27 protein-coding genes are annotated in these 25,052 nt (G+C 55.2%); 18 read left to right on the forward strand and 9 right to left on the reverse strand.

Translation table 11 applies throughout. The annotated features are described in order from the left end of the window. Window positions 1-19: 19 nt before the first annotated feature. From IG617_RS12550 to IG617_RS12565, 4 genes are all read right to left on the reverse strand, one after another. Window positions 20-1,015, reverse strand: a complete 996-nt coding sequence (locus tag IG617_RS12550) for a zinc-binding alcohol dehydrogenase family protein (protein WP_192109653.1) — start codon at window positions 1,013-1,015, stop codon at window positions 20-22. 38 nt (window positions 1,016-1,053) lie between these two features. Then, on the reverse strand, window positions 1,054-1,848 hold the full coding sequence (locus tag IG617_RS12555; protein WP_209008432.1) for an ATP-binding cassette domain-containing protein: 795 nt from the start codon (window positions 1,846-1,848) through the stop codon (window positions 1,054-1,056). Between the two features lie 88 nt (window positions 1,849-1,936). Beyond that, entirely contained in the window at window positions 1,937-2,878 is a 942-nt protein-coding gene (locus IG617_RS12560) for an ABC transporter substrate-binding protein (RefSeq protein WP_192109546.1), read from the reverse strand. Between the two features lie 45 nt (window positions 2,879-2,923). After that, on the reverse strand, window positions 2,924-3,946 hold the full coding sequence (locus IG617_RS12565; RefSeq protein ID WP_192109547.1) for an ABC transporter permease: 1,023 nt from the start codon (window positions 3,944-3,946) through the stop codon (window positions 2,924-2,926). 137 nt (window positions 3,947-4,083) lie between these two features. On the opposite strand from IG617_RS12565, the gene IG617_RS12570 reads away from it, so the two are divergent. Further along, window positions 4,084-4,986, forward strand: coding sequence for a GntR family transcriptional regulator (locus tag IG617_RS12570; protein ID WP_192109548.1), 903 nt, complete (start codon window positions 4,084-4,086; stop codon window positions 4,984-4,986). Between the two features lie 23 nt (window positions 4,987-5,009). Here the strand turns inward: IG617_RS12570 and IG617_RS12575 are convergent, their stop codons facing one another. Further along, the gene (locus tag IG617_RS12575) at window positions 5,010-5,978 is read right to left on the reverse strand and encodes an aldo/keto reductase (RefSeq protein ID WP_192109549.1); all 969 of its coding nucleotides are present in this window, start codon (window positions 5,976-5,978) and stop codon (window positions 5,010-5,012) included. 190 nt (window positions 5,979-6,168) lie between these two features. On the opposite strand from IG617_RS12575, the gene IG617_RS12580 reads away from it, so the two are divergent. Beyond that, window positions 6,169-6,999 carry an amidohydrolase family protein gene (locus tag IG617_RS12580; protein WP_192109550.1) on the forward strand — a complete coding sequence of 277 codons (831 nt, stop codon included), beginning with the start codon at window positions 6,169-6,171 and terminating at the stop codon, window positions 6,997-6,999. A 34-nt stretch (window positions 7,000-7,033) separates the two neighbouring features. Next, the gene (locus tag IG617_RS12585; protein WP_192109551.1) at window positions 7,034-7,363 is read left to right on the forward strand and encodes an L-rhamnose mutarotase; all 330 of its coding nucleotides are present in this window, start codon (window positions 7,034-7,036) and stop codon (window positions 7,361-7,363) included. Window positions 7,364-7,413: 50 nt separating this feature from the next. Here IG617_RS12585 and IG617_RS12590 read toward each other — a convergent pair whose 3' ends face one another. Next, window positions 7,414-8,103: a FadR/GntR family transcriptional regulator gene (locus IG617_RS12590; RefSeq protein WP_192109552.1), complete on the reverse strand. Its 690-nt coding sequence runs from the start codon at window positions 8,101-8,103 to the stop codon at window positions 7,414-7,416. A gap of 257 nt (window positions 8,104-8,360) precedes the next feature. Here IG617_RS12590 and IG617_RS12595 point away from each other — a divergent pair, with 257 nt between their 5' ends. The 5 genes from IG617_RS12595 to purU all read left to right on the forward strand — a co-directional run bounded on the left by IG617_RS12595 (window position 8,361) and on the right by purU (window position 13,211). Continuing rightward, a complete protein-coding gene (locus tag IG617_RS12595; RefSeq protein WP_246541920.1) occupies window positions 8,361-9,365 on the forward strand; it encodes a TRAP transporter substrate-binding protein in 1,005 nt (334 codons plus the stop codon). Window positions 9,366-9,450: 85 nt separating this feature from the next. Then, window positions 9,451-9,981, forward strand: a complete 531-nt coding sequence (locus tag IG617_RS12600) for a TRAP transporter small permease (protein WP_209008433.1) — start codon at window positions 9,451-9,453, stop codon at window positions 9,979-9,981. A gap of 3 nt (window positions 9,982-9,984) precedes the next feature. After that, window positions 9,985-11,265, forward strand: coding sequence for a TRAP transporter large permease (locus IG617_RS12605; RefSeq protein WP_192109553.1), 1,281 nt, complete (start codon window positions 9,985-9,987; stop codon window positions 11,263-11,265). 21 nt (window positions 11,266-11,286) lie between these two features. After that, window positions 11,287-12,006: a ribonuclease activity regulator RraA gene (locus IG617_RS12610; RefSeq protein WP_192109554.1), complete on the forward strand. Its 720-nt coding sequence runs from the start codon at window positions 11,287-11,289 to the stop codon at window positions 12,004-12,006. Window positions 12,007-12,326: 320 nt separating this feature from the next. Beyond that, on the forward strand, window positions 12,327-13,211 hold the full coding sequence (gene purU, locus IG617_RS12615) for a formyltetrahydrofolate deformylase (RefSeq protein WP_192109555.1): 885 nt from the start codon (window positions 12,327-12,329) through the stop codon (window positions 13,209-13,211). Between the two features lie 74 nt (window positions 13,212-13,285). On the opposite strand, the gene IG617_RS12620 is transcribed toward purU, so the two are convergent. Then, complete coding sequence (locus IG617_RS12620; protein ID WP_209008434.1) at window positions 13,286-13,723, reverse strand: YciI family protein; 438 nt, start codon at window positions 13,721-13,723, stop codon at window positions 13,286-13,288. A 62-nt stretch (window positions 13,724-13,785) separates the two neighbouring features. Between IG617_RS12620 and IG617_RS12625 the strand changes: the two genes are divergently transcribed. From IG617_RS12625 to IG617_RS12650, 6 genes are all read left to right on the forward strand, one after another. Next, complete coding sequence (locus IG617_RS12625; RefSeq protein ID WP_192109556.1) at window positions 13,786-14,667, forward strand: fumarylacetoacetate hydrolase family protein; 882 nt, start codon at window positions 13,786-13,788, stop codon at window positions 14,665-14,667. Beyond that, a complete protein-coding gene (locus IG617_RS12630) occupies window positions 14,664-15,329 on the forward strand; it encodes a malonic semialdehyde reductase (RefSeq protein WP_192109557.1) in 666 nt (221 codons plus the stop codon). Before IG617_RS12625 ends, IG617_RS12630 begins: the two co-directional genes overlap by 4 nt. A 493-nt stretch (window positions 15,330-15,822) precedes the next feature. Beyond that, the gene (locus tag IG617_RS12635) at window positions 15,823-16,905 is read left to right on the forward strand and encodes a C4-dicarboxylate TRAP transporter substrate-binding protein (RefSeq protein ID WP_192109558.1); all 1,083 of its coding nucleotides are present in this window, start codon (window positions 15,823-15,825) and stop codon (window positions 16,903-16,905) included. 31 nt (window positions 16,906-16,936) lie between these two features. Beyond that, window positions 16,937-17,497: a TRAP transporter small permease subunit gene (locus tag IG617_RS12640; protein ID WP_192109559.1), complete on the forward strand. Its 561-nt coding sequence runs from the start codon at window positions 16,937-16,939 to the stop codon at window positions 17,495-17,497. After that, window positions 17,494-18,801 (forward strand): TRAP transporter large permease, encoded by a 1,308-nt coding sequence (locus IG617_RS12645; protein ID WP_192109560.1) that lies wholly within the window; start codon window positions 17,494-17,496, stop codon window positions 18,799-18,801. Before IG617_RS12640 ends, IG617_RS12645 begins: the two co-directional genes overlap by 4 nt. 10 nt (window positions 18,802-18,811) lie before the next feature. Next, on the forward strand, window positions 18,812-19,684 hold the full coding sequence (locus tag IG617_RS12650) for a dioxygenase family protein (RefSeq protein WP_192109561.1): 873 nt from the start codon (window positions 18,812-18,814) through the stop codon (window positions 19,682-19,684). A gap of 33 nt (window positions 19,685-19,717) precedes the next feature. On the opposite strand, the gene IG617_RS12655 is transcribed toward IG617_RS12650, so the two are convergent. After that, entirely contained in the window at window positions 19,718-20,410 is a 693-nt protein-coding gene (locus IG617_RS12655; RefSeq protein ID WP_192109562.1) for a GntR family transcriptional regulator, read from the reverse strand. A gap of 290 nt (window positions 20,411-20,700) precedes the next feature. Here IG617_RS12655 and IG617_RS12660 point away from each other — a divergent pair, with 290 nt between their 5' ends. From IG617_RS12660 to IG617_RS12675, 4 genes are all read left to right on the forward strand, one after another. Then, window positions 20,701-21,741 (forward strand): type 2 periplasmic-binding domain-containing protein, encoded by a 1,041-nt coding sequence (locus IG617_RS12660; RefSeq protein ID WP_192109563.1) that lies wholly within the window; start codon window positions 20,701-20,703, stop codon window positions 21,739-21,741. Between the two features lie 72 nt (window positions 21,742-21,813). Beyond that, window positions 21,814-22,455, forward strand: a complete 642-nt coding sequence (locus tag IG617_RS12665; RefSeq protein WP_192109564.1) for a TRAP transporter small permease — start codon at window positions 21,814-21,816, stop codon at window positions 22,453-22,455. Continuing rightward, entirely contained in the window at window positions 22,452-23,774 is a 1,323-nt protein-coding gene (locus tag IG617_RS12670; protein ID WP_192109565.1) for a TRAP transporter large permease, read from the forward strand. Before IG617_RS12665 ends, IG617_RS12670 begins: the two co-directional genes overlap by 4 nt. A 10-nt stretch (window positions 23,775-23,784) precedes the next feature. After that, window positions 23,785-24,276, forward strand: coding sequence for a GlcG/HbpS family heme-binding protein (locus tag IG617_RS12675; RefSeq protein WP_192109566.1), 492 nt, complete (start codon window positions 23,785-23,787; stop codon window positions 24,274-24,276). Here the strand turns inward: IG617_RS12675 and IG617_RS12680 are convergent. Further along, on the reverse strand, window positions 24,264-25,004 hold the full coding sequence (locus IG617_RS12680; protein ID WP_192109567.1) for a hypothetical protein: 741 nt from the start codon (window positions 25,002-25,004) through the stop codon (window positions 24,264-24,266). The two genes, IG617_RS12675 and IG617_RS12680, sit on opposite strands and share 13 nt — an antisense overlap. Window positions 25,005-25,052 lie beyond the last annotated feature (48 nt).

Genomic DNA, 25,052 nt, shown 5'->3' on the forward strand with positions numbered 1-25,052 from the left:
CTCTATGTGTTGTTTTCAATTATAGGGTCACGATCGCTTTGATCAGCGTTTCACGATCTTGGGCCAGTCTGGTAAAGTGCTCGGCGAAGTCTTCCAGGGGAATGGTTTGCGAGCAGAGCGCGTCGGTGTCAATCTTGCGGTCCCTGATGGCTGCCATGACATGCTGGAAATCTTCGGCAGTCGCATTTCTGCTGCCAATGATGCGCGTTTCACGCTTGTGGAACTCTGCATCATTGAAGCAGATGTCATCCTTGACCACGCTAACGAGAACATAGCTGCTGCCATGAGCAAGAAGTTGAAAGCCCGATTCAATTGCTTTTGCACTGCCGGTGGCATCAAAGATCACGTCAAATCCGTCGACAAGGTCACCTGCGAGAATCGCGTTGCCAACCTTATGGGTCTTTGAGAAGCCAAACAGGCGATGTGCCTGTTCCAGTCGGGCGGGGCTGAGATCCAGGAGATGAACATCGGCACCGGCAAGGCGGGCAAAAAGAGCCGTTCCAAGGCCAATTGGGCCCGCCCCAGTGACAAGTGTTCTGTCACCTTTCTGAATACCCGACCGGCGAACCGCGTGCGCGCCAATGGCCAGAAATTCGACCATTGCCGCTTGGAGCGGCGAGAGTCCGTCCGCCGCATACAAATTCGTCGCTGGGACGGCAAGTCGTGCGCAGAGCCCTCCATCGCGGTGAACACCCAACACTTCAATGTTGGAGCAGCAATTGGGTTTGCCACGCCTACAGGCCCTGCACTCGCCACAGGAAATATAGGGGTTGACCACGACAAGATCGCCGGCGCGCCAGCCTAAACCATCCTCGCAGACGCGCGCGCTAAGTTCATGCCCTATGACGCGCGGATATTTCAGATAGGGGTGCTTGCCTTCAAGAATATGATAGTCGGTTCCGCAAATGCCGACGGCCTCAATGTCTATCAGCACCCAACCTTCGGGCGCCTCGATGGGCGCCGGCCGCGGTTCGAGTGCAAACTCGCCCGGCTTGACCACCGTTCCGCTGAGCATTGTCTCGGACTTTCCTTGCGGCGAAATCAATGACGTCTTCATTGCACCGTTTCCTGACTGCGCGGAACCCAATCGTCCGGCAGTTGACCCTTGATGATCAGGCTCAACACATCATCCTTCGTGACATCTTCTATTCTGTGCGAGCCCACGTTCTTGCCCTTGTTCATGACAACAACCCTGTCGCATAGCTCGAAGACATCATGCATGTCGTGACTGACCAAAAGAATGCCGATGCCGTCGTCTCTCAATTGTTTGATGAGTTTCGACACCATGGCTGTTTCAGAGGGACCAAGGGCGGCGGTGGGCTCGTCCATGATCAAGATCTTTACGTCGAAATAGATCGCACGTGCGATCGCGATCACCTGTCGCTGTCCGCCCGACAGGCTTGAGACGGGGTCGCTCAGGTTCTTGAAATTCGGATTCAGCCGTTTCAGCACGTCGACCGCCTCGCGCATCATGCGGCCGTCGTCCAGGCTGCCGAAGCGAGTTTTCAGCTCCCTGCCGAGAAACAGGTTCGAAGGCGCATCGAGGTGATCTGCAAGGGCCAGGGTCTGGTAGATGGTTTCGATACCTAAATCGCGAGCATCATGCGGGGAGTGAATTTGAGCATCCTGCCCATTGATCCGGACTTGGCCCTTGCTCGGTATCATGGCGCCAGAGAGAATGCGCATCAGGCAGGATTTTCCGGCACCATTGTGTCCAAGAACTCCGACGACCTCTCCCGGGTAAAGGTCCAAGGTCACACCATTCACTGCTCGAATGCCACCAAAGTGCTTTTCGATATCAACCATTTCGACAAGTGGTGTGCTCGATGGGGCGTGATGCAGGTTCATTTGCGGTGGCTCGTTGTTGTCTTGCTTTGTGGCGAGAGGCCGGGGATCGGTGAACGGATGGTCGCCGTGTCCCCGGCATCTCATTGACTCAGTAAAGTACGTTCTGCGCTTCCGGCGTATCGATATTGTCCTTGGTGACAAGGACGACACCGGTATCGATGAAGGAGTTGACTTCCTTGCCTGCCAAGACATCGATGACGGCCTTGACGCCGAGCTCGCCCATCTGGAAAGAGCCCTGAACCGCAGTTGCCTTCAATGTGCCATCGCGCACGAAGTCCTGAAGATCGCCATTACCGTCGAAGCCAATGGCTGTCACCTTACCGGCCTTGCCAGCCTGGACGAGGGCCCGTCCCATGCCGACAGCAGTTGGTTCATTGGCTCCGAAGATGCCATCCAGATCGCTGTTGGCGGCCAGGACGTCAGTGGTCTGGTTGAGTGCCGTTGCCATTTGAGACTGCGAATAGTAGGGGCCGACGATCTCGATTTTGGAATTGGCTTCCAAGTGTTTCACAAAGCAACCGACACGGCCGATTTCCGAACCGACACCGGCGACATAGGACATGACCGCAACCTTGCCCTCGGTCCCGACAGAGTCGATCATTGATTCAGCGACCAATTCACCGGCTGCGCAATTGTCGGTCGAAAGGAATGCCTGATAGGTGCCCTTCGCTCCCTCTGCGAGGCCGGAGTCGATGATTGCGACCGGAATGGCTGCCTCATAGGCGCGTTTAACGGCAGGTGCCAAGGCCTCTGGATCCGATGGGGCCAGAACGATGGCTGACACGCCGCGGTTGATGGCGTTCTCAACAAGGTTGACCTGGTCTGCGATCGCAGATTCAGCGGCGGGGCCGTTGAAGGTCATTGTATGTTCGCTCTGGCCTTCGATCGCTGCCGTGGCGCCCTTGTTGACGTTCTGCCAGAAGTTCGAGCTGGTTGTCTTCACGATGACGGCGATTTCGCCCGCGTTCGTAGCTGCCGAGGAAAGCGCGATCGCGCTTACCATCATGGCGGTTCCCATAAGTTTCTTCATTTTTTCCTCCTCCAAAATACACTTACTTTTTAGAAACCGGCCCTCCTAGCGCCGGTTGCGGATCTGATCGATGTAGACCGCCAGGATGACGATGAAACCGATCAGGATTTGCTGAATGAATGCAGAGACGCCGGCCATGTTCAGGCCGTTCCGAAGGACGCCGATGATGAAGGCGCCGATCATCGTTCCCGAGATATTGCCGATGCCTCCCATCAGCGATGCCCCGCCAATAACGGCCGCCGCGATGGCGTCGAGCTCGTACATCACACCCTCATTGGGTTGAGCAGTGATCAAGCGAGACATCAGGACATTGCCGGAAAGACCAGCCAGTGCACCCGACAGGGTGTAGGCAATCATCTTTGTGCGATCGACGGCGACACCTGAAAGGCGTGCGGCCTCCTCATTGGAACCCGTTGCATAGATATGCCGACCGATCTGACGGCGATTCAGCAGATAGGCTGCAGCGACGGCTACGATCGCCAACAAGATCACTGGATATGGAATGCCGGGAAAAACCACCTTGGGAAATCCGTTGGCGCCTTTCTCGATGATACGGAAAAGTGAGCCATTGCCGAGCACACCGAATGCTTCGCCCAGGCGAGATATTGGTGCCGCACCAGTCAATTGAAGCGCCACGCCGCGCGCAATCAGCATCATCCCCAAGGTTGCCACAAAGGGGGTGATCCTCATCTTCGTGATGACAAATCCATTGAACAGGCCACAGGCAGCGCCGACACAGACGCCGATTGCCATTGAAGGTGCGACTGGAATGCCTGCCTTCACGCAAAGGCCCGTGACGGTGCCAGAAAGGGCGAGCACAGAACCGACGCTGAGATCGATGCCCCCGGTGATGATCACCAGGGTCATGCCGATGCCAAGCAACCCAATGACGGCTGTTTGCAGAAGAACAGTCAATCCATTGTTGATCGAGAAGAACGCCGGGTTTCCAAACGAGAAGACAATGATCAGGCATGCCAGAGTGAAGAGTGCCGAAAGCTTGTGAAACGAGCTGGCGGATAGTTTCAAGTTCCAGCCGACAAGCGGCGGGCTTCGATCAGTCTCCGCCATTGTTCCTCCCTCAGGCGTTTCTGATTTTTATTAATAAAAACATTTTGTGATAGCTTGTCAGATGCGTCAATTGTTTTTTATAAATAAGTACTAAATACCGAAATTGTCTTGTTTCTCGAATATGATAGGTTCTTCGCATGGCGCGAACCGACGACCGATTCAGACTGGCCTTCAACAGACTGTTGGACATTTGCGGCCGTTGGGATGTCGGTGATCAGCTGCCGTCAGAAGTCGTGCTTGCGTCTGAAATGGGTGTCAGCCGAACAGTCGTCAGAGCAAGCCTTCAACGGCTCAGTGACAAGGGGCTCATCACCTGGCAGGGCCGGTCGAAGACGGTTGTTAGGAAGCCGCTTTCTGCTGATCGTCTGGAAATTCGCGATGAGATGGTCTCGGTCGCTGAGTTGGAGCGCAGGTTCCTGGAATGGGTGCTGCGGTTCGATGTTCCAGCCGGGACAGCGCTGAACGTCGCGCAGCTCTCCCGCCAGTTCAATGTTCCAGCCCATATTCTGCAAGAATTCCTGGCGGGGTTGAGCCGGTTCGGCCTGGTCGAGCGTGGCTCGAAAGGTGGTTGGTTGCTCCTCGGTTTTACCTCCGAGTTCGCAATTGAACTGTCTGATTTCCGCGCCGTTCTCGAACTGAATGCCGTTCGGAACCTCGTTGAGCTCCCTGATGATCATGAGATTTGGAGCCAGCTCTCGATACTGAAAGACGAGCATTTGCGGCTTCAGTCCGAAATCGAGACACGTTTCCATGATTTCTCGAAACTCGATGAGAAGTTCCACACAGCAATCAACAGCGTCGTGAAAAATCGTTTCGTCCTGGAAGCCCAAAAGGTCATCTCGCTTATCTTCCACTATCACTACATGTGGGACAAAACCCACGAGATGCAGCGCAACGCGGCGGCCATTCGCGAGCACCTTGACTGGATCGAGGCGATGGAGTCGAGAGACGTTGGAAGAGCGGAGGCCGCAGCCTTGAGGCACTTGCGGACCTCCAAGCAGACACTCCTCTCCTCCCTGCGAGACCACCAGCTGGTCTGAGATCTGGCAGATTTTTTGGCAGTTTAGTAGCCGAAAAGCTCTTGGCAGCCCGTGGGTATGGGCGTTTCCAGCGCGGCAAGGTTCCGTTTCAAAGATGAGATCTTGCCTGTACCAATCAGGACGGATGCAGCCGCAGGATGGCTATGTGCGTAGTGAAGCGCTGCAGTTGCCAGAGGGATGCCAAATGTCTCCGTTTTTCGCTGAAGATCAGTGACCTGCTCAATGATGTCTTGAGATGCGGGCTTGTAGTCAAACCATGCACCTTCTGTTGGACCTGTGGCCAATATCCCGGAATTGAAAATGCCGCCCAGAATGAGGCTTGTTGCCCGCCCTTTACAGATACCCACCAGCTCTGCCTCTGCGTCGCGGTCGAGCAATGTCAGGCGACCTGCGAGTAGGATGGCATCCAGATCTGTTCGCGCCAAAATATCCAGACAGACGCGTGTTTCGTTCACGCCAAGTCCGTAGGCTCGGATTCGACCAGACGTTTTCAGCTCTTGGAGCTTGTCCAGCCCTGAGGCAAAGAAGTCTTTCATATGTCGGTCGTTTTCGGCGCCGTGGGTATAGGCGCCGATGTCGTGAACGTAGAGGATGTCGATTGTGTCGGTTTGAAGCCTCTGACAACTCTGCTCAATAGCTTCCTCAAAACCTGCCCCGCTATAGTCATATCTAACCGAGTTGGGCAGCGGGTCGATAAAGCCGTCCGCTTCGCTCAGGGCAGGGCCAGGAGACAGAACGCGTCCCACCTTGGTCGATATCGCAAAGGAACTGCGATCAAGATTTTTCAAGAAGGATCCCAAGCGTTCCTCCGAGCGCCCGCGGCCATAGTGAGGAGCCGTGTCAAAGTACCGGATACCTGCATCCCAGGCGGCTTGAAGGACGTCTTCTGCCTCCTGATCGGAAATTGCGCGCCCAATGTTGCCTATCCCGGCGCAGCCGAACGATATGTCCGTTACCGTCAAATCCGTTTTACCAATTTGTTTCTGGTGCATGCCGGTTCCTCTTTCCCCGCCGAGCCATCTGATGCAGGCAGCGACCTGTTGTGGCCTGAACTGCCTGCTCCGTTGACATGGAGCAGTTGATGATCTTATTTGTTTTTTATAATTAAGAACAATGCAGGGTCAATCTCTGAGTCCCGCCGGGCGTGTGCCTGATGGGAGAAAGGCGACCGGGAGGGCAACTTTGATTATCGATGCGCATCAGCATTTCTGGAAAATCGATCGAGGCGACTATCATTGGATGGATGACAGTGTCGCTGCCATCCGGCGTGATATTTTGCCGGTGGACCTGGCCTCGCTTGCGGCTTCCTGCGGCGTCGATGGCACGGTTTTGGTTCAGGCGGCGGCGACCACAGCAGAGGCACGGTTTCTGCTCTCGCTGGGGCAGGAAACACCTTTGATAAGGGGCGTGGTGGGTTGGGTTGACCTGGAAGATCCGAACGTTGGATCGACCCTGGCCAACTTGTCAAAAGACCCGTTGTTCAAAGGCGTGCGTCCGATGCTCCAGGATATCGAAGACACTGACTGGGTCCTGCGCGAGAATGTGGTTACAGGCCTACGGCAGGTTGCGCTTTTGGGGCTAAGTATGGATGCCCTGGTGCAACCTCGACATCTCTCTGCTCTTTTCGAACTCAGCATGAAGCTGCCCGAGCTGGACATCGTTATCGATCATTGCGCCAAGCCAAAGTTCACGGATGACGGCGACCCAGGTGCTGATTGGCGAGAAGGGGTGAAGTTGCTTGCCGCGCGGCCAAGAGTCTTTTGCAAGCTTTCAGGCCTTGCAAATGAATATGGCGCTGGTTGGGGCACAGATGCCCTTCGGCCTGTTTTTCGGCATGTGCTCGAATGTTTTGGGGCTTCAAGACTCATGTGGGGAAGCGATTGGCCCGTGCTCAATCTTGCTGGCACCTATGAGGATTGGCACCGATGTGCCCGAGCATTGACGCAAGAACTTTCAGAAACGGAGCGAGCGGCCATTTTCGGCGGCACTGCATCACGTTTTTATCGTCTTTAGATGAACAGCTGTGACTTTAAAACGGGGACTTTACATGCAGCGCATGGGAATGATGATCGGTATCGATCCAGCGAGAATTGCTGAATATAAAGAGGTTCATTCTGCTGTGTGGCCGGAAATCCTCGAGCGGCTCAAGAAATCGAACATCACCAACTACTCAATTTTTCTTCGGGAGCCGGAAAATGTCATGTTCGGCTATTGGGAATATACGGGTACCGATTTCGACGCGGACAACGCAGCCATCGCTGCGGACCCGCTCACCCAGGAATGGTGGAAGCTGTGTGGCCCGATGCAGCACCCGCTTTCCAGCCGTGGGGAGGGGGAATGGTGGGCTGCGATGGAAGAGGTGTTCCACCTCGATTGATGCTCTCCGCACCTTTTAAAAGCCAATCGGCTAAATGATGCGAGCGAGTGCTATTCCTTGAGCGTCAGGAAGCGCTCTTCACTCGCTTTCAGATGCTTGCGCATCGCTGATCTGGATCTCTCCGCATCCTGCATTTGAATCGCATCAACGATATCCCGGTGTTCCTCTTCGAGCGCAGTCAGCTGATCGAGCCGGCGCGATTGTTCGCCGCCGTAGAGAGAGCGGGGCGCATCAAGGGTGACCTGACGCGAGATGTAGTCCAGGAATTCGAGATAAAAACGATTGTTGGTTGCCTCGGCAATGCGCTGATGCAGGTCAAAGTCCTTGGCTGCTGCATCTTCTCCGCGTTTCAGCGCGCCGCAAAAATCTTGAAAGGCTTCCTGTATGCGTTCGTACTGAGCAGGGGATCTACGTAGGGCGGCAAGGCCAGCGGCTTCGATTTCGACACCCTTTCTCAACTCCAGAAGCTCCAAGAGATCAGATCTCTTCTTCAGGTTGTCTGGCAAAAAGGGTATCTTTGTGTCGTGCACTGGTGGGGGGCAGACAAAGGCGCCAACGCCATGGCGTATGTCGATCAGCCCTTCAGCGCGTAACTGTGCAAGTGCTTCCCGGATGACCGTACGACTAACGTTGAAGGACGCGACAAGGTCCTTCTCCCTGGGTAGCTTTTCTCCTACGATAAATTCGCCGGACCTGATCTTTTCCCCAAGCTTTGACTGTATTTTTTCGGTTAAAGACATCTTTCTTTCAGGGGCGATCTTGCCCCTATTCTGAGGGGGTGCCGCTGCAACGGTGTCCTTCATTTGCATTGCTTGTCCTCCCAAGGCCGCGTCCGGCATTTTTATTTGTTGCGGTCAGCATAGGCTCTGAGCGGATGGGATGGAAGCGTTTAAGTCCGGATTTTGAGTAGAGATATTATCTCTTGATATAATCGATTAAATGAGATTATATCTCTTTAGCGCTTTGGAGGGCGCTAGATTCATTTTGGGAGGAATTTATGAAATCAATGGCATCTCTTGCCAGTCTGGCGCGTGCCAGCACGCTGGCTGTCGCTCTGGCCGTTCCTTTTGCCGCGGTATCCGCTGCTCAAGCTGTAGAATGGCGCGGCTGGAACATCCATGTGGACGACTATCCTGTATCGCACGGGATGGAATCCTTCATGAAGGAAGTCTCGGAGAAGACGGACGGCCGCATCACCGGCAAAGTCTATCACTCTGGCGTTCTCGGATCCCAGCCGGATGCAATCGAACAGGTTCGCTTGGGCATCATCAATTTTGGCGTCTTTAGCCTTGGGCCGATGGGGCAGGCTGTTCCGGAGGCAAACGTTGTCTCGCTGCCGTTCATCTTCAAGAGCGTTGACCAAATGTATCGCTTGATGGATGGGGAAGCTGGTGCGGCGATTGATGCCGGGCTTCAGAAGAAAGGCATTGTGGCACTTGGCTGGTATGACGCCGGTGCTCGTTCCTTCTACAATTCCCAGAAGCCGATCAATACGCCTGCTGATGTCGAGGGACTTAAGGTTCGTGTCATGAACAACGATCTGTTCGTTGGCATGATTGAATCTCTTGGCGGCAATGCAACGCCAATGGCGTTCGCTGAGGTTTACCAGTCGCTAAAGACAGGCGTTGTCGATGGCGCAGAAAACAACCCGCCGTCCTATGAGTCCACCAACCACTATGAAGTGGCCAAGTACTATTCGATTTCAGAGCATTTGATCATTCCCGAGTGCCTTTGCATGAGCAAGGTCACATTCGATGCGCTGTCTGCTGAAGATCAGGCCATCGTGCTTGAGGCCGGAAAGGCAAGTGCTGAGCTCGAGCGTAAGCTTTGGGGCGAGCGTGAGAAAAAGAGCATGGAAACGGTTCTTGCTGGTGGCACACAGGTCAACCAGATCGCCGACAAGGCTCCCTTCCAGAATGCAATGTCCCCGGTTTATGACAGCTTCCTGGAAGACAATCCGGACCTGACCGATTTGGTAAACCTGATCCGCAACGCGGATTAATTCTCCCATCAACCAAATCGGCCGTGGTGACCTGTGGCGTTTGTGCGCGCCACAGGTCGTTTTTCAAACACCCAGGGTGGGAAACGTGTCTCAAGAAACGCAATCCTTTGGCGCGCTGACCCGTGCCTTGAATGTCCTCAGCAAGATTTGTCTCTTTGCCAGTTCATTCTCGCTCGTTCTGCTTGTTGTGATTTTTGGCTGGCTGGTCTTCGGGCGATATGTTCTCAATGTTACGCCGACTTGGGTCGAGCAGCTTTCGTTGCTTCTCGTTGGCTATATCGCTTTCGTTGGCAGTGCCACTGGCGTGCATGAAAACAGCCACCTTGGCGTTACCCTTTTTCGAGAGATGCTCGGCAGTCCTTTCTGCGAAATCGCAAGCGCCCTGGCAGATCTCATCCTAGCCGCTTTCGGCATTGTCATGATGGTTGCCTGTCTCGAGCTCATGCGGTTCGGATGGTCTACCAACCTTCCGATGCTCAACATTCCTGAAAGCTTCCGCACATTGCCCGCTCTCTTGTGTGGCGGGTTCACTTGCCTCTTTGCCGGAACCCGTGGCGTTCTGCAAATCATCCAACTGTTTCATACCGCTGACGCCAGCGACGAACGGAGCCTTTAAGTCATGGGTCTCGCAATTTTGCTGGGAGCGTTCGGCGGCTGTCTGCTGCTTGGCGTGCCTGTTGCCTTCGCGATGGGGATTGCCGCGGCCTCCGCCTTCTTCTACGAGGGCTTCCCGCTTCTGATTACCTTCCAGAGAACCATCTCGGGTATCTCTGTTTTCTCGCTTCTGGCAATTCCATTCTTCGTTTTTGCCGGCGAAATCATGCTTCACGGCGGCATCGCCGCGCGGCTGGTTCGGTTCGCTTCAGCCCTGGTTGGCCATGTTCGCGGCGGCCTTGCCTCCGTGAACATCTTCTCGAGCATGCTCTTCGGCGGCATCTCTGGTTCTGCGGTCGCTGACATCTCCGCCCTCGGCTCTCTCCTCATTCCGGTGATGAAGGAAAAAGGCTACAGTGGAGACTACGCGGTCAACGTGACGGTGACCTCTTCGATCGCGGGTATCGTGATCCCGCCAAGCCACAACATGATCATTTTCGCGGTCGCCGCGGGCGGTGGCATTTCAATCTCCAAGCTGTTTCTCGCCGGCGTGGTTCCTGGCATGCTGATGTGCATTTGCCTTGCCATCGCCGCCTATGCCGTTGCGATTAAGCGGAACTATCCTGCCGAACCGTTCCCCGGATGGCGCGCTGCGCTGGTTGCAGCGGGAGCTGCTATTCCTGGTCTCGTTACCGCGGTGATTATTGTTGGAGGTGTGTTGTCAGGGGTCTTTACGGTCACAGAATCTGGCGCATTCGGCGCAATTTATGCGCTGGCCCTGACCGTCTTTGCCTATCGCTCTTTGTCCTGGAAATCCTTCGCGACGGCAGTGACCTCGGCGGTGCGAACCACGTCGATGGTTATGATCCTGATCGGCTTTGCCAGCGCCTTCGCCTATCTGCTTGCGCTCTATCAAGTGCCGACGCTCTTGACCAATATGCTGGTCACGATCTCGGACAACCCGATTATCATTCTTCTCATGATCAACGTCATGCTGCTGATGCTTGGAATGATCATGGATATGGCCGCTCTGATCCTTATCTGTACGCCCATCTTCCTGCCGATTGCGCGGGAGATCGGGATGGATCCGATCCAGTTCGGTATCATGCTGCTTGTGAATCTGGGTCTGGGTCTGTGCACACCGCCCGTTGGTACGTGCCTTTTCGTGGGCTGTGCTGTGGGCAAGGTCAAGATCGAGCAGGCCTTAAGGACCATATGGCCCTTCTACCTGGCTTTGCTGTTCGCCTTGATACTGGTCACTTATGTTCCCGCGATTTCGCTGACGCTGCCAGCGATGTTCGATTGAGGCACGAGGAGGGACCACGCAATGGTAACCAATACCGAGAAATTGGACGCTGCCGTTCTCGAAGTCTTCAAGAACGCATCGACCCCTAGCATCGCAACCTTGCTCTACAAGCGCGGGCTTCGGACGAACTTTGTTCAAGGGGTCTCGCGGCTTGGCGGTGATCGGCCAAACATGGTGGGGCAGGCTTTCACGCTGCGCTACATTCCGGCACGGGAAGACCTCAATCAGCTGGAGGTCTTCAAGGACCCGGAGCATCCGCAGCGGGTCGCAGTCGAAACGGTCCCAGAGGGACATGTGCTAGTCATGGATTGCCGTGGCGATGCGTCAGCGGCGTCCGCTGGCGGGATCCTTGCCAAGCGCCTGGAATATCGCGGCTGTGCGGGTATTGTGACGGATGGTGGCCTGCGCGACACCCATGAAATCAGCAAACTCAGGCTTCCGGCTTATTGCGCGGCCGCGTCCGCGCCCACCAATCTGACCAAGCACCATGCCATCGACCTGAATGTTCCCATCGGCTGTGGCACTGCGCCCGTTTTTCCCGGGGACCTCGTCGTTGGCGATGCGGACGGTGTGATCATTGTGCCGCTTCATATGGCGTCAGAGATTGCCGCGGAGATCCAGGACATGGAGGCTTTTGAAGCATTTGTGCTGGACGAAGTCGCCAAAGGGTCAAGCATCATTGGCCTCTACCCTCCAAGTGCGGAAACCCGCGCGCGTTTTGAGGCTTGTTCCAAGAAGTAATAGGTTTGGCCGCCGGCACCGCCAAAGCTTCAAAGCTGTTGTTGGATCAGAGGCGCATAAACCCACTGCACGTCGCGTTTCATAATTCGACGGCTCTGCGCCCAGCGTATGCCAACGCGCGCCGGGCATCGGTTAGTGACTCCAGCCGCAAACTCAATTTGTCGCAGCACGTGTGAAATCGAATGCCTGAATGTCGGTTTGGGAACTATCGCCAGTTTTGGTGATGAGTATCTTGGCCGCCAATTCTTGAGCAATTCAAGGTCGGAAGGATCTTCGAATGGGGGCTCTGCACCGGTTCTTTAAAGACGTGGAACAGCGCAATGACCAAGTACTGTCTGATCGTGAAATGCAAATCGACGCGGGGCATCGTTGGGGCGATCGGAAGCTACTTGGCGCAGCATGGGTGCAATATCACCGACAGCGCCCAATATGATGATGCTGAATCAGACATGTTCTTCATGCGGATGAGTTTTGTCTCTGAAGAGGGAGCAACGCTCGAAGCGCTATGCGACGGCTTTGTCGAGACGGCGGAAGCATTCGGTATGGATTTTGGCTTCCATGATGAGAGCCGGAAGATGAAGGTTGTCATTATGGTGTCGCGCTTTGGCCATTGCCTGAATGATTTGCTTTATCGTTGGAGGATCGGCGCACTGCCTATCGACATCGTCGCTGTCATTTCAAATCACTTGGAATACCAGAAGGTTGTCGTCAATCACGATATTCCGTTCCATTACATCAAAGTCACCAAAGATAATAAGCCTGAGGCAGAAGCAGCTCAGATGTGGATCATCGAGGAGACGGGCGCCGAATTGATTGTCCTGGCGCGTTACATGCAGGTCCTGTCGGACGCCATGTGCCAGAAAATGTCTGGCCGGATCATCAACATCCATCACTCCTTCCTGCCCTCCTTTAAGGGCGCCAACCCCTATAAGCAGGCCTACGAGAGAGGCGTGAAGCTGATCGGCGCGACGTCGCATTATGTGACTGCAGACCTCGATGAAGGGCCGATTATCGAGCAGGACATTATCCGCGTGACGCACGCCCAGTCGCAGAATGACTATGTAAGTCTTGGGCGCGATGTCGAAAGCCAGGTGCTCGCACGCGCTGTCCACGCCCATATTCATCAACGGGCATTTTTGAATGGTAATAAGACAGTTGTCTTCCCGGCCTCGCCCGGTTCCTTTGCATCCGAGCGCATGGGTTAAGTCAGACAGCTTGGTCTTTGCCAACCAGGCACTGTCAGCACTGAGCGAGGCCTCGGTGTCAGATATCTGCGTCCCTAGCTGAGTGATACGGTCTTCGTGGACAGGCCGACTGATATCGTCAGAGAGCCCTCGTTGATGAGCCAGCGGCGCAGGGAGTATGTTCTTGCGCCAGACGCGTGCATTGGATCAGCGTCTGCTATCGCACGCGCTTCTGCCAGCGAAGCAGCCCGATAGATAATCAAGCCTGCTCCCTCCATCATATCTCCTGCTGCATTCGAAACGGGTCCTGCCAAAACCAACGTTCCTTTGCTTTCCAGCTCCCGTTGATACGCGAGGTGCTTTTCAAGGTTTTCAGGAACAGATGCCGGGCCGCCGGCGGGGACGGATTCGACAGCAAACAGCTCCAGCGCAAGCGCACCTCGGTTCCTAGCGACTTCTTTGTATGCGTCCCATGCGGGCATGCTGCTGACCTCTGATGTGGGTGTGAAAATAATATCGATATTATTTGACACGTGAATGAAAAATCGTCAATTAATGGGCAATCAAAATTTGAGGAAATGAGCAAGGAGCCGAGATGAAACTGATCGTTGGCAATACGGGTGAGGGCAACGCGGTGTTTCTCGTTGAGGGGGAACTTGCAACGAATCTGACCGAGGCCTTTCCAGAGGTTGGTTCTGACCTGATGGGCTTGATCGGGTCGCCTAGCCTGGCCGCACAGGTTGCGAAAGGTGCACCGGCGAAGGAAAAGGTTCCTGTATCGTCGATCGAGCCGGCGTTGCCGGTTGAGCAGCCGAGCAAGATCATCTGTCTTGGACTGAACTATGTCGATCACATCAAGGAGGGTGGGTACGCCGTGCCGGATTACCCGGCCCTGTTCATGCGGTCTCTCAATTCCATGATGCCCGCGGGTCAGCCTATGGTTCGCCCAACTTGCTCTGAGCGTCTCGACTATGAAGTCGAGCTGATGCTTATCGTCGGCAAGGGTGGTCGGCACATCAAAGAGGAAGACGCTCTTTCACACGTCTTCGGCTACACGGTCTTCAATGACGGTTCGGTCCGCGACTATCAGCGCAAGACCCACCAGTGGACGCCAGGCAAGAACTTTGACCAGACCGGTGCGGTCGGGCCTTTTGTCGTTACGCCGGATGATCTGCCGGAAGGCGCAGTCGGTTTGAAAATCGAGAGCCGCGTGGGCGACGAAATCCTTCAAAGTGCAAATACCTCTGACATGATGTGGTCGGTTGCTCGAACCATTGCGACCATCTCGGAATATACGACGCTGGAAGCAGGCGACTTTATTGCCATGGGAACTCCCCCCGGCGTCGGTCATGCCAAGACGCCTCCGCGGTGGCTGCGGCCTGGAGAGGTGGTTGAAGCAGAGGTTGAGGGAATTGGCATCTGTGCCAGCCCGATTGTGGATGAAGCCGACTTTGCGAGCAAGGCTGCTGCCGAATGAGTGCGTTGACTGGAGAAGCGCTGGAGTTGGCCCGCGCTCATGCACAGGCGGTCGTGCGCGATTTGCGCGCGACAAAGACCCGGCTTGATGATCCCTCGATCGATCTGATCTTGAGAGAGGCGCGTTCACACTATGCCTGGCAAGACCGGGATGTGCCTGAGGCGCTTCTTCGCACGCTCTACGAGATTACGGCGACAGGGCCGACCAGCATGAACTGTTGCCCGGCTCGCTTTATCTTCGTGCGCAGCGAGGCGGGCAAGGATCGGTTGGCGAAGTCATTGAAAGCCAAGAATATCGACAAGATGAAGGCCGCGCCCGTGACTGCCATCATTGCCTATGATCCGGAGTTTTGGCGCGAGTTGCCGTATTTGTTTTCACATGAGGACAGGCGGCCACATTTCGAGGGAAAGCCTGAGCACTCCGAAGCAACCGCCTTTCGAAACTCAACTCTGCAGGGCGCATACTTCATGATCGCAGCAAGAGCGCTTGGTCTCGATGTTGGAGCTATGTCCGGCTTTTCAAATGCGATTGTTGATGAGGAGTTCTTTGCTGAAAACGGCTGGAAATCGAATTTCCTCTGCAATCTCGGGTACGCGGACGAAACTGCATTGTTTCAGAAGCTACCAAGGTTCACCTTCGAACAGGTCTGCAGCTTTCTTTGAGGTTAGGCATGTCGTTGAGGATCAAGAAAACTGTCGGCCTTCGGGCGAACGGGAGCCGGGGCTCCTGGTATCGAACGGGCCTTTTCGCTCGTGATCTTGTGCTGACCATTGATGGCCCGAGGAGCTTGGCAGGTCCAAGTCAACAGGGGCGGCAATCGGAGGTTTGATCTGCGGCACGAATGCTATTGGCCATAAGTGTGCCAAGCATTCGAGCCTGATTTAGGTGAGATGACGCTCACCGCTGAAAGTGGGTTCGATAGACGTGGGACTGCTCTTGAGGAGGAGATTGACGTCCCAACCAAGTCCATCAGCCTGAAAGTGTCCCTGCAGTGGGGCACTTTCGAATGACGGCCTGCGACGAGGTTCTGAAAGTGTCGCCAGGTTCTGCCCATTGTCGAAGTTGTTTCAGGAGGTGGGAACAACTCTCAGCATCGAGTGGGTGGCGAGTTGACGTGCATGCAGGGTGAGGCCTGCAAAATTGGGAGGAAGAGAAATGAAACACTTGTTCAAGCTGACAGCGCTCGGTCTGGCTATGTCCTGCGCGACGGCCATGCCAACATTTGCCCAAGAGACCATTCGGGCAGTCGTCATCGATGGCTACCCGGCGCGAGCGCTTTGGGTGAAAGAATTTTCAGAGTTCTTTATCCCTGAAGTCGATAAGCGGCTTGCCGAGACCGGCAACTACAAGATGGACTGGCAGGAGAGCTACGGCGGCGCGATCGTGAAGCCCAAGGGGGTTCTGGAGGGGATCCAGCTTGGCCTTGGTGATATTGGTATCGTTACAACGATTTTCCACTCTTCGAAGCTTCCCAGTCAGGCATTGGCTGCCGTGACCCCGTTTGTTGCGCCTGATGCGCGCGTGGTTGCGAAGGCCGTTGACGAGATTGCTCAGGAATTCCCTGCCATGCAGAATGAATTCGACAAGCAGAACCAGGTTTACCTGGCGACGGGCGTCGTCCTGGACAGCTATCAGGTCTTCAGCAGCCAGCCGATTGCGTCTCCGAAGGATCTGGACGGCACGAAGGTTGCCGGTGCCGGTATGAACCTCCGTTATCTCGAAGGTTTGAACAATGCTGCCGGTGTGCGCGGTGGTCTGACCGATTTCTACAACATGGTACAGACCGGGCTCGTCGGTTCCGCGATGCTCTGGCCGGAAGCAGCTGCAACCTTCAAAATCGCTGAGGTCGCTCCTTACATGCTGAAGGTTGATTTTGGCGCTGTGAACTCCAAGACGGTTACGGTCAACAAGGACTATTGGAACAAGCTTCCAGACGAAGTCAAAACCGTTTTGCGTGAGGTCGCCGTTGAGTATCGCGATCATATCGCCGAGATCTCCATGGACCGCGCGCGTGAAGCGCTCCTGAAGTACATGGACGCCGGCGGCAGCATTGTCGAAGTCGACGATCTCGCCCGGGCGGAATGGGCCGAAGCGATGCCTGACATCGCTGCAGAATGGGCTGCCGGGTTGGACAGCAAGGGCCAGGATGGTTCAGGGATGCTGAAAGCCTATTTGGCCAAGCTAGAAGCTGGCGGCTATTCCGGTGTTCGTGACTGGTCAGCCGGTCTGTCGAACTAGTCTCAAATCAGAGCTCGAAGAGGCAATTTGTATGACGGGTGTCGTCTCTACCGCCCTTTCGAGCCTGTCGCTTGCGGCGAACCGCATTGCGACGGCTGCCAATGTCATTGGAACGCTCGTCGTTCTTGGACTGGTTGCCGTCGTGAACTTCGATGTCGTGGCGCGTGGGGCGTTCAACATGCCCTTTCGCGGCGCCATTGAAGTGGTTCAGTTCTCCATGGTTCTGATTGTCTTCTTTCAGCTTCCAGACGTGGTCCGCTCCAACAGGCTCACTCGTTCCGATGGTTTTTTGATCTTGCTTGGCCTCACAAGACCAAGGCTGGCCGGTGTGATCCGCCGGCTGATAGATCTTTTGTCCTGTGTGATCATGGTGCTCATCACCGTCGCCTTGTGGCCGGAGTTCGTGGAGATGTGGCACACGAACGACTACTTTGGCATCCCAGGTGTTTTCACTGCGCCCTGGTGGCCCATCAAACTCACGATCGTCTGTAGCGCTGCTCTATGCGCAGTGCTTTTTGCAATCAAATCCTTGGGCATTGAGCCGGATGCGTCCGCCATCTCGAACAAGAGTGCGAAAGGGCGCCAGGAATGAGTCCAGTTGAAATCGGGACGGTTTCCGTTCTTGCAATCGTCGCCCTGATCTATCTCGGCGTCTATATCCCTATCGCTTTGACTGTTGTTTCCTTCGTGTCGATCTGGCTCATGCGAGACAATTTCGATCTTGCGATGAACCTCCTCAAGATCGCTGTCGGCGACAGCGTGATGGAATACACTTTCGCGACTGTTCCTCTTTTCACTTTCATGGGCCTGATCGTCTCCAAAGCCGGTCTGGGCAATGACATCTATGAAGTGATGAGCAGCGGTTTCCGACGCGTCAAAGGTGGTATTGGAATGGCGACAGTCGGGGCCAACGCCGTCTTTGCCGCCGTGACTGGATCTTCCATTGCTTCGGCCTCGGTGTTTGCCAAAGTGTCTGTGCCCCAGATGCTGCACTATGGCTACAATCCAAGATTTGCCGTTGGGGTCGTTGCCGGATCATCCGTGCTCGGCATGATCATCCCGCCATCTGCGATGCTGATCATCTATTCGTTTGTCGCCGAGCAATCGGTCGGCGAGATGTTCCTCGCCGGTGTTGTGCCTGGGCTGATGCTGGCGGTGGCATATGTCGCAAGCATCTGGACCATGGGCAAATTCTGGCCAAGTTTCGTAGGTGGCCGTCCTGCAGATGGGTATGAGTGGCTTTCCTGGTCGGAAATAGCCTCGAAGACCCTGCCGACACTGTCGTTGATCTTCATCGTATTAGGCGGGATTTATACAGGCTGGATGACGCCCGTTGAGGCAGGGGCCGCCGGGTCACTGGCGGGGCTCTTGATCGCCATGTTACGAGGCCGCATGAGCCTCAAAGGGTTCTGGGAAGCTCTGATTGAAACTGGGCATATCTCTGCGGCTATCCTATTTCTGATCACGGCAGCCTCGATCTACAGCCGTATGCTCGGACTGGCGGGTCTTCCGAATGAGCTTTCGGACATGCTCGTCGGTAACGACTATGGCTTCGTGACGATCATGGTCGTCTATATCCTGTTGATGCTGGTGCTGGGCACCTTGCTCGATACCGCCTCGATTATCCTGATCGTCGTGCCGCTGTTCCTGCCGCTGATTGAGCCGATGGGACTATCGCTCGTCTGGTTTGGCATCATCACAGTTGTTGGCGCCGAGATCGGTCTTCTCACGCCACCTCTCGGCATTTCCTGCTTCGTCATCAAGGCAACGCTGAATGACAGCCGGATCTCACTCAAGGACGTTTTCATGGGAGCGCTGCCCTTCGCAGCGGTCATGTTGATCGTCCTGATTTTGTTGATCCGCTTTCCAGCGCTCAGCCTCGCCATTTTGAACTAAGGACACTTCCATGCGCAACGTCACCAAAGACAACATCACAGATGTCTTCATGGGGTACTTCGGGCCCGATACGGATCCACGTCTTCGCACGATCCTCGAAAGCCTGGTGCGCCACCTTCATGCCTTTGCCAAGGAAACCAGCCTGACACATGCTGAATGGCAAAAAGGTATCGAGTTTCTCGAATGGGCTGGCGACATCTCCGACAAGGAACGGCATGAGTTCGTTCTTCTGTCGGATGTTCTCGGCCTGTCTTCGCTAGTCGACATGATCAACACCGTTCCGGGCGGCACCTCGTCCAGTGTTCTTGGCCCATTCCATATTTCCGGAGCGCCACCGCTTGCAATCGGCGGTGATCTCAAGGGTGACTTTGAAGGAACGGTGCTCATTTCAGAGGGTATCGTGCGCGATCAGGATGGAAACCCGATTGAGGGCGCAGAAGTCGATATCTGGCAAACAGCGCCAAACGGGCTCTATTCCAGCCAGGACCCGGAGCAGGACACCTACTCATTTCATGGCATTCAGATGACGGGGCCGGATGGCCGATATGCGTTCACAAGCGTGAAGCCAGTCAGCTACACGGTGCCAAGCGATGGGCCGGTCGGTGGTATCTTGAATGCGACCGGACGACATCCCTGGCGCCCGTCTCATCTTCACTTCATCGTCAAGGCGAAGGGGTTTCGGCCTCTGGTTACGGAGGTGTTTCCGGATGATGACCCTTATCTCGACGAGGACACTGTTTTCGGTGTTCGCGAGGATCTGGTGATGAGCTACGTGGACATGCCGGCTGGTACCTTCCCGGAAGGCTTCGAGCTCAGTGGGAAAGTCGATGAGGCATATCACACGGTCAACTTCGATCTGGTGTTGACGCCAGATCAGTCTTGAGCGTGCGCTACTGAGATTTACGGTACCTGTCGGTCAAAGATCGACAGGTACCATGCGACTGAAGAAGCCGTTCAGGAAAGCCCCGGTCTGACGATAGTGATTGATCAGCCGCTCTGCGGCGAGGTCGGCATTGCGGTCGACTGCCGCGGCAAGGATCGCCTGGTGTTCGGCGCCGATATCCCGCGACTGATAGTTGACGGTTTGACCTGCAATGTATCGATAGCGAATGTTGAGATCGTATAGCTGACTGCAATAGCGTATCAGGATCGGCGAGCCGCAATTGTCCAGCAGGGTCATGTGAAACGTCTTGTGAAGCGCTTCGAATGCCTCCACGTCCTCGCGGGGCTGCCTGACCATCCTGTGGTGGCTCAGCACAAGGCGCTCCTCCCACTCGTTGGTCGCTGCCGCGATGCTCTGTCTGAGCGCCCTGTCCTCGAGTGCGCAGCGAAGCCCCAGGATTTCCTCGAAGTTCTCACGGCTGGTTTGGGCCGCGCGAAAACCGCGATGGTCGATGCGCTCGACGAGCTGGTCAGAGGTGAGCAAGCTGAGCGCCTCGCGAACCGGTGACGCACCGGTCCCCAGCTTCGCGGTCAAGGTTCCAATCTTCAGCTTTTCTCCAGCTGAGATTTCGCCGACCACGATCATCCGCTGAATTGCAAGATAGGCTTTTTGCGTCGCAGATGCTGTCTGCGCGTCAAGCTCTGTCGTTTGAATGTCTTTGTTCATTGCTGAAAGATGAGGCCTTGGACGAAAAAATCGAGGATTCGCATTTATCACGCCATAGGCGCTGCTTTGTTTGTTTCGGATCGTTTCCGCTCATCATGATCACAAAAGGCGAAAACAAGCTGTCGGTCAGTGTTATAGAGCCGATTTTATCGGTGACAAGCGATATCGGTCGAATTGTCTGCAGTTAGAAATATAGTATAAATATAAAAATAATTGCAAATAATCGATAAAAATGTTTCAAGCTCTGTAGGGCGGTTTGACTGACCGGGCCCGAACGAGGGAGGAACTCGATGAAGAAAATCAAAAACCTGTTGTGCGCAGCAGCTGCGCTTGTCTCCGCATCAGCGACCGGCGCGCTTGGTGCGAATATCGATGGCCCTAAGGTCTTCTGGAAACTATCCATGTGGGGGAACCCGCGTGCGCTCTCCGATGGGATGGAGAAATTGTCGGAGCTGGCTGCCAAGGAGACTGACGGAAATTTTCAGATCAAGATTTTCTATGGTGGTCAGCTTGCGCAGGCGCGTGAGAACCTTGACGGTTTGACCGTCAACGCCTTTGAGGGCGCGGCGATCTGCAATTTCTATCATCCCGGTCGAAACCCGGCATGGATGGTCTTTTCACTTCCGTTTCTGCCGCTTGGCGACCCGAAAGTAGACCGGTATGTCCGCAGCAAGTTGTTCGAGCATCCCGCGATCGTAGCGGACATGGAACGCTGGAACGCAATTCCATATGTCTCCGGATTGCTGCCTCAGTACGAAGTGCTCGGCAAGGGCAAGGCTCCCAACGATCTGTCTGACTGGGAGGGCTTGCGCGTGCGCGCCGGTGGCGGCCTTGGGTCCGCCATGGAAAAACTCGGCGCTGTGAAGCAGACGTTGCCGGCCGGTGAAACCGCCATCGCCTTTCAACGCGGTGCTCTTGATGCAGCTGCCTTCCCATATACGTACGCGCACGTTGCCTTCAAAATTCATGAAGAAGCTGATTGGTTTACGTCGAATTTGGCGCCTGGCACCTCCGAGTGCGGCTGGGTTTTCAACAAGACCGCCTATGAGGCCCTGCCACCGCAGTATCAGGAATTCCTGATGAACAATCGCGATTTGGTGATGCAGGTCGAGCAGGAAGCTTATGCAGCCCAGGACCAGAAGAACCTGCCGTTGTTCGAAGAAAGTCTGACCAAAGTGACCTACAGCGATGAGCAGCTTGCAGAGTTCCGCGAGAGAGCGGGCAAGCCCGTGTGGGACGAATGGATCAACGCCAACAAGGACAAGTTCGACGCGCAGGGGCTCTTTGATGCTGTCTGGCAATATGCCGAAGAAGCCAAAGCCGCACAGTAACGACGATGCCAGATGCGAGCCGGTCCGCCTGCAGGTCGGGCAGCCCGGTTCGCCGATTGGAAAATACCTAAAATGATCAAATCCCAGGAAAACGCCGGGCGTCTCGGTGCGGCAGATCGTTTGCTTGTGCCCGTTGAGGATGCCGCGAACCTTCTGGCTGCTTGCGCCATTTTCTTATTGATGGTGCTCGGAGTCGCACAGATCGTTAGTCGAACAGTCTTCAATGCGCCCATCGAGGGCTACATCGATCTGGTTGAACTCTCCATGGCGGGAATGGCGTTTCTCGGAGCAGCTTATTGCCAACGCATAGGTGCTCACATCCGCATGGAGCTGCTGGTGGGTCGACTTCACGGCCGAGCCCTATGGGCAGCAGAGATCTTCGGCACAGTTGTGGGTTTGATGATCATCGGCGTGCTGGTTTGGTACGGGGGGGAACATTTCTGGCGCTCATACACGCTGGGCGATTCAACGATCGATGCCGAGCTCCCTGTTTGGCCGTCAAAGCTGCTTGTCCCCGTGGCTTTTTCCATCTGGTTCCTGCGGCTTTCGGTGCAGCTTTGGGGCAGCATGAGAATGTTCGTGGACCCTCAACGCGACCCAGTCGGAGTGATCTTCGTCAAGGGTGCTGCCGAGCAGGCCGAGGATGAGATGCACGATGCCATGGGGGGCGATATTGACGAAGGCGAAGCTTCCCAGTCAGGAGACGGCAAATGATCCTGGGTATCGGGTTCGAAAATCCACTTCTGGTCGGCATCATCGCACTGACGCTCTTGCTCGTCCTGGTGATCTTCGGTGTTCGAGTTGTCTTTGCGGCGGCTGTCGTCGGGCTTTTGGGCCTGATTGAGCTTCTTGGCTGGAGCGGCGCGGCCGGCATTGTCGGAACTGTGCCCCATTCCAAGTCTTCGACTTATGCTCTCAGCGTCTTGCCAATGTTCATCTTCATCGGCTTTCTTGCATTTCATGCGGGAATGACAGGGCAATTGTTTAATGCAGCACGCAAGTGGCTTGGCTGGCTTCCTGGCGGCCTCGCGGTGGCGACGGTATTTGCAACAGCCGGCTTTGCTGCCATCTCTGGAGCGTCAACGGCGACGTCTGCGGTCTTCGCTCGCGTCGCAATCCCCGAGATGCTGCGTTACGGCTATGACAAGAAGTTGGCGGCAGGCGTTGTTGCTGCTGGCGGCACGCTTGCCACTTTGATCCCGCCATCGGCGATCATCGTGATCTATGCGATCATCGTAGAGGAATCTGTCGGACGCCTGCTGCTTGCAGGGTTCCTGCCTGGTCTGGTGTCAGCACTGATATATGCTGCCATTATCGTCTTCTGGGCAATGATGCGCCCGGAACAGGCCCCTGCTGCCGAGCCATCAACCTGGAAAGAGCGGTTTGCATCGCTGCCGGGTGTGTCGCCCGTGTTCTTGGTGGTTCTGATCATCATCACCGCAATTTACGGCGGGTGGGCCACGCCAACAGAGGCGGGGGCTCTCGGCGCGGCCGTCGTTTTCGTACTCGCCCTGCTTCGCGGTGCTGGTTTCAAGACCATCAAGAGTTCCCTGATGGAAAGCGCAAAGCTGACCGCCATGATCTTTGCGCTCATTTGGGGCGTCCTGATCTTTGTGCGTTTTCTTGGGTTTTCAGGCGTTCCAGAAGCCTTCACGTCATGGGTCGTCGGGCTCGACATGCCACCCATGGTGATCATGATATGCATCCTGCTGGCCTATGCGGTCCTCGGTATGTTCATGGATGCGATCGGGATGCTTTTGCTTACCCTGCCAGTGGTCTATCCAGCTGTGATCGCGCTTGGCTTCGATTCAATCTGGTTTGGCATCATCGTGGTCAAAATGGCTGAAGTCTGCCTGATTACACCGCCGATCGGTCTGAATTGCTTCGTGGTCAATGCTGTTCAGCCGAGTATTTCGTTGCCGCAGGTGTTCCGTGGGATTGCCTTGTTCTTCATTGCTGATGTGCTGACCATTATTGCGCTGCTGGCATTCCCGGAAATCGTGACAATCTTGCCAGATTTGTTGAGCAATTGAGGAAATCGAGATGCATCTTCAAACCAGCTTGCCGCTTGCTTCTGCCGACGTGATTATTGATGAAGCACTGCGGCTCGGTCGTGTTGAGAAGCTTCTACCGCTTACGGTGGTGGTGCTCGACGCAGGAGCAAAACTGGTGGCTGCCAAGAGTGAAGATGGCTCCGGTGTGCTGCGGTATGACATCGCTTTCGGCAAGGCTTGGGGTGCGCTGGGGATGGGGATTTCCAGCCGCCTCATCCGTGACCGACTGTCCGCGCGGCCGACTTTTCAAGCGGCTCTCGCGACAGCTTCGGACGGTCGTTTTATTCCCGTTCCAGGTGGTGTTCTCATCCGCGATGCCGACAAGGTGACAATCGGCGCGGTCGGGATTAGCGGTGATACGTCCGACAAGGATGAGTATTGCGCAATCGAGGCGATCAAGGTCGCCGGGCTATTCTCAGAGCCAGCAGAACCTTCTGACAACTGGAGATCGTCCTCATTGTCGGACCATTATCCATCCTGAAGCGAAATAACCGCATCGATGATGCGGTTGGTTGTTTGCAAACGTGGACGCAGGCGATCCTCTGCATCAAGTATGTTGATCGTCGGCCGTCCTTCGAATTTTGTTGGCAAGATCATCACACGGACGAAAAGCGTTTCAGGCATTTTAACGTCAGCCGTTGCTCTGACGGGCGATTGGGCTGCTTCAAACCAGCTGTCGCCAATTTCCATGAGCTGTTCATGGTCGTCAGACTGAAGTTTCAGACGACCCTTGGCGAGGTATCGGATTCCGGGCCCGGGATGTACGTGACGCCATGCGCAGGCACCCATGGGAAAGCTGACCGTGTCCAAGCGCAAAAGATGCGCGGTGCTCTCCAGCTCAACTATCTCGGACAGCAGTAGCTCACCATCCAAGCTTTCGTATGGCACTTCATCGGCCAGGCGAAAGCAAAGCCATTGCGCAGCACCGTTGTTGGCTTTGATCTGCGTGGGACTTTGCAAATGCAGGCCGGAGCCGGTTTCAAGACTGACGCCTGAAATGCTCAAGGAACCTTCCAATACGTAGATTGCATGATGTCCATTGGGGGTTTCATGGACGTCTGCTGTGTCGGAGGCATGTCGAGTGAGCGACAAGCTGTAGCGTGGCATATCTGATCCAGTTTGGTTTGCGTTCACTGTTTTTTGGATGCGCCGTTCTGCGGGGAGGCGTTTGAAATTCTTATATGTCGATTTAATTCCTATTTTAAGCAAAAATATCGATAAAAATTCTTGAAAGCCAAGTGATCTCGATTATCCTTG

Source organism: Roseibium polysiphoniae (genome assembly GCF_014842925.1).
Lineage (GTDB): Bacteria > Pseudomonadota > Alphaproteobacteria > Rhizobiales > Stappiaceae > Roseibium > Roseibium polysiphoniae.

What these genes read in the sequence shown, in the direction of transcription:
- IG617_RS12640 (WP_192109559.1), top strand. Translation starts at nt 16,937, where the DNA reads ATGACGGGTGTCGTCTCTACCGCCCTTTCGAGCCTGTCGCTTGCGGCG.
- IG617_RS12585 (WP_192109551.1), top strand. Translation starts at nt 7,034, where the DNA reads ATGCAGCGCATGGGAATGATGATCGGTATCGATCCAGCGAGAATTGCT.
- purU (WP_192109555.1), top strand. Translation starts at nt 12,327, where the DNA reads ATGACCAAGTACTGTCTGATCGTGAAATGCAAATCGACGCGGGGCATC.
- IG617_RS12625 (WP_192109556.1), top strand. Translation starts at nt 13,786, where the DNA reads ATGAAACTGATCGTTGGCAATACGGGTGAGGGCAACGCGGTGTTTCTC.
- IG617_RS12675 (WP_192109566.1), top strand. Translation starts at nt 23,785, where the DNA reads ATGCATCTTCAAACCAGCTTGCCGCTTGCTTCTGCCGACGTGATTATT.
- IG617_RS12655 (WP_192109562.1), bottom strand. Translation starts at nt 20,410, where the DNA reads ATGAACAAAGACATTCAAACGACAGAGCTTGACGCGCAGACAGCATCT.
- IG617_RS12630 (WP_192109557.1), top strand. Translation starts at nt 14,664, where the DNA reads ATGAGTGCGTTGACTGGAGAAGCGCTGGAGTTGGCCCGCGCTCATGCA.
- IG617_RS12670 (WP_192109565.1), top strand. Translation starts at nt 22,452, where the DNA reads ATGATCCTGGGTATCGGGTTCGAAAATCCACTTCTGGTCGGCATCATC.
- IG617_RS12645 (WP_192109560.1), top strand. Translation starts at nt 17,494, where the DNA reads ATGAGTCCAGTTGAAATCGGGACGGTTTCCGTTCTTGCAATCGTCGCC.
- IG617_RS12595 (WP_246541920.1), top strand. Translation starts at nt 8,361, where the DNA reads ATGAAATCAATGGCATCTCTTGCCAGTCTGGCGCGTGCCAGCACGCTG.
- IG617_RS12590 (WP_192109552.1), bottom strand. Translation starts at nt 8,103, where the DNA reads ATGTCTTTAACCGAAAAAATACAGTCAAAGCTTGGGGAAAAGATCAGG.
- IG617_RS12560 (WP_192109546.1), bottom strand. Translation starts at nt 2,878, where the DNA reads ATGAAGAAACTTATGGGAACCGCCATGATGGTAAGCGCGATCGCGCTT.
- IG617_RS12665 (WP_192109564.1), top strand. Translation starts at nt 21,814, where the DNA reads ATGATCAAATCCCAGGAAAACGCCGGGCGTCTCGGTGCGGCAGATCGT.
- IG617_RS12660 (WP_192109563.1), top strand. Translation starts at nt 20,701, where the DNA reads ATGAAGAAAATCAAAAACCTGTTGTGCGCAGCAGCTGCGCTTGTCTCC.
- IG617_RS12635 (WP_192109558.1), top strand. Translation starts at nt 15,823, where the DNA reads ATGAAACACTTGTTCAAGCTGACAGCGCTCGGTCTGGCTATGTCCTGC.
- IG617_RS12555 (WP_209008432.1), bottom strand. Translation starts at nt 1,848, where the DNA reads ATGAACCTGCATCACGCCCCATCGAGCACACCACTTGTCGAAATGGTT.
- IG617_RS12605 (WP_192109553.1), top strand. Translation starts at nt 9,985, where the DNA reads ATGGGTCTCGCAATTTTGCTGGGAGCGTTCGGCGGCTGTCTGCTGCTT.
- IG617_RS12565 (WP_192109547.1), bottom strand. Translation starts at nt 3,946, where the DNA reads ATGGCGGAGACTGATCGAAGCCCGCCGCTTGTCGGCTGGAACTTGAAA.
- IG617_RS12575 (WP_192109549.1), bottom strand. Translation starts at nt 5,978, where the DNA reads ATGCACCAGAAACAAATTGGTAAAACGGATTTGACGGTAACGGACATA.
- IG617_RS12550 (WP_192109653.1), bottom strand. Translation starts at nt 1,015, where the DNA reads ATGCTCAGCGGAACGGTGGTCAAGCCGGGCGAGTTTGCACTCGAACCG.
- IG617_RS12610 (WP_192109554.1), top strand. Translation starts at nt 11,287, where the DNA reads ATGGTAACCAATACCGAGAAATTGGACGCTGCCGTTCTCGAAGTCTTC.
- IG617_RS12650 (WP_192109561.1), top strand. Translation starts at nt 18,812, where the DNA reads ATGCGCAACGTCACCAAAGACAACATCACAGATGTCTTCATGGGGTAC.
- IG617_RS12570 (WP_192109548.1), top strand. Translation starts at nt 4,084, where the DNA reads ATGGCGCGAACCGACGACCGATTCAGACTGGCCTTCAACAGACTGTTG.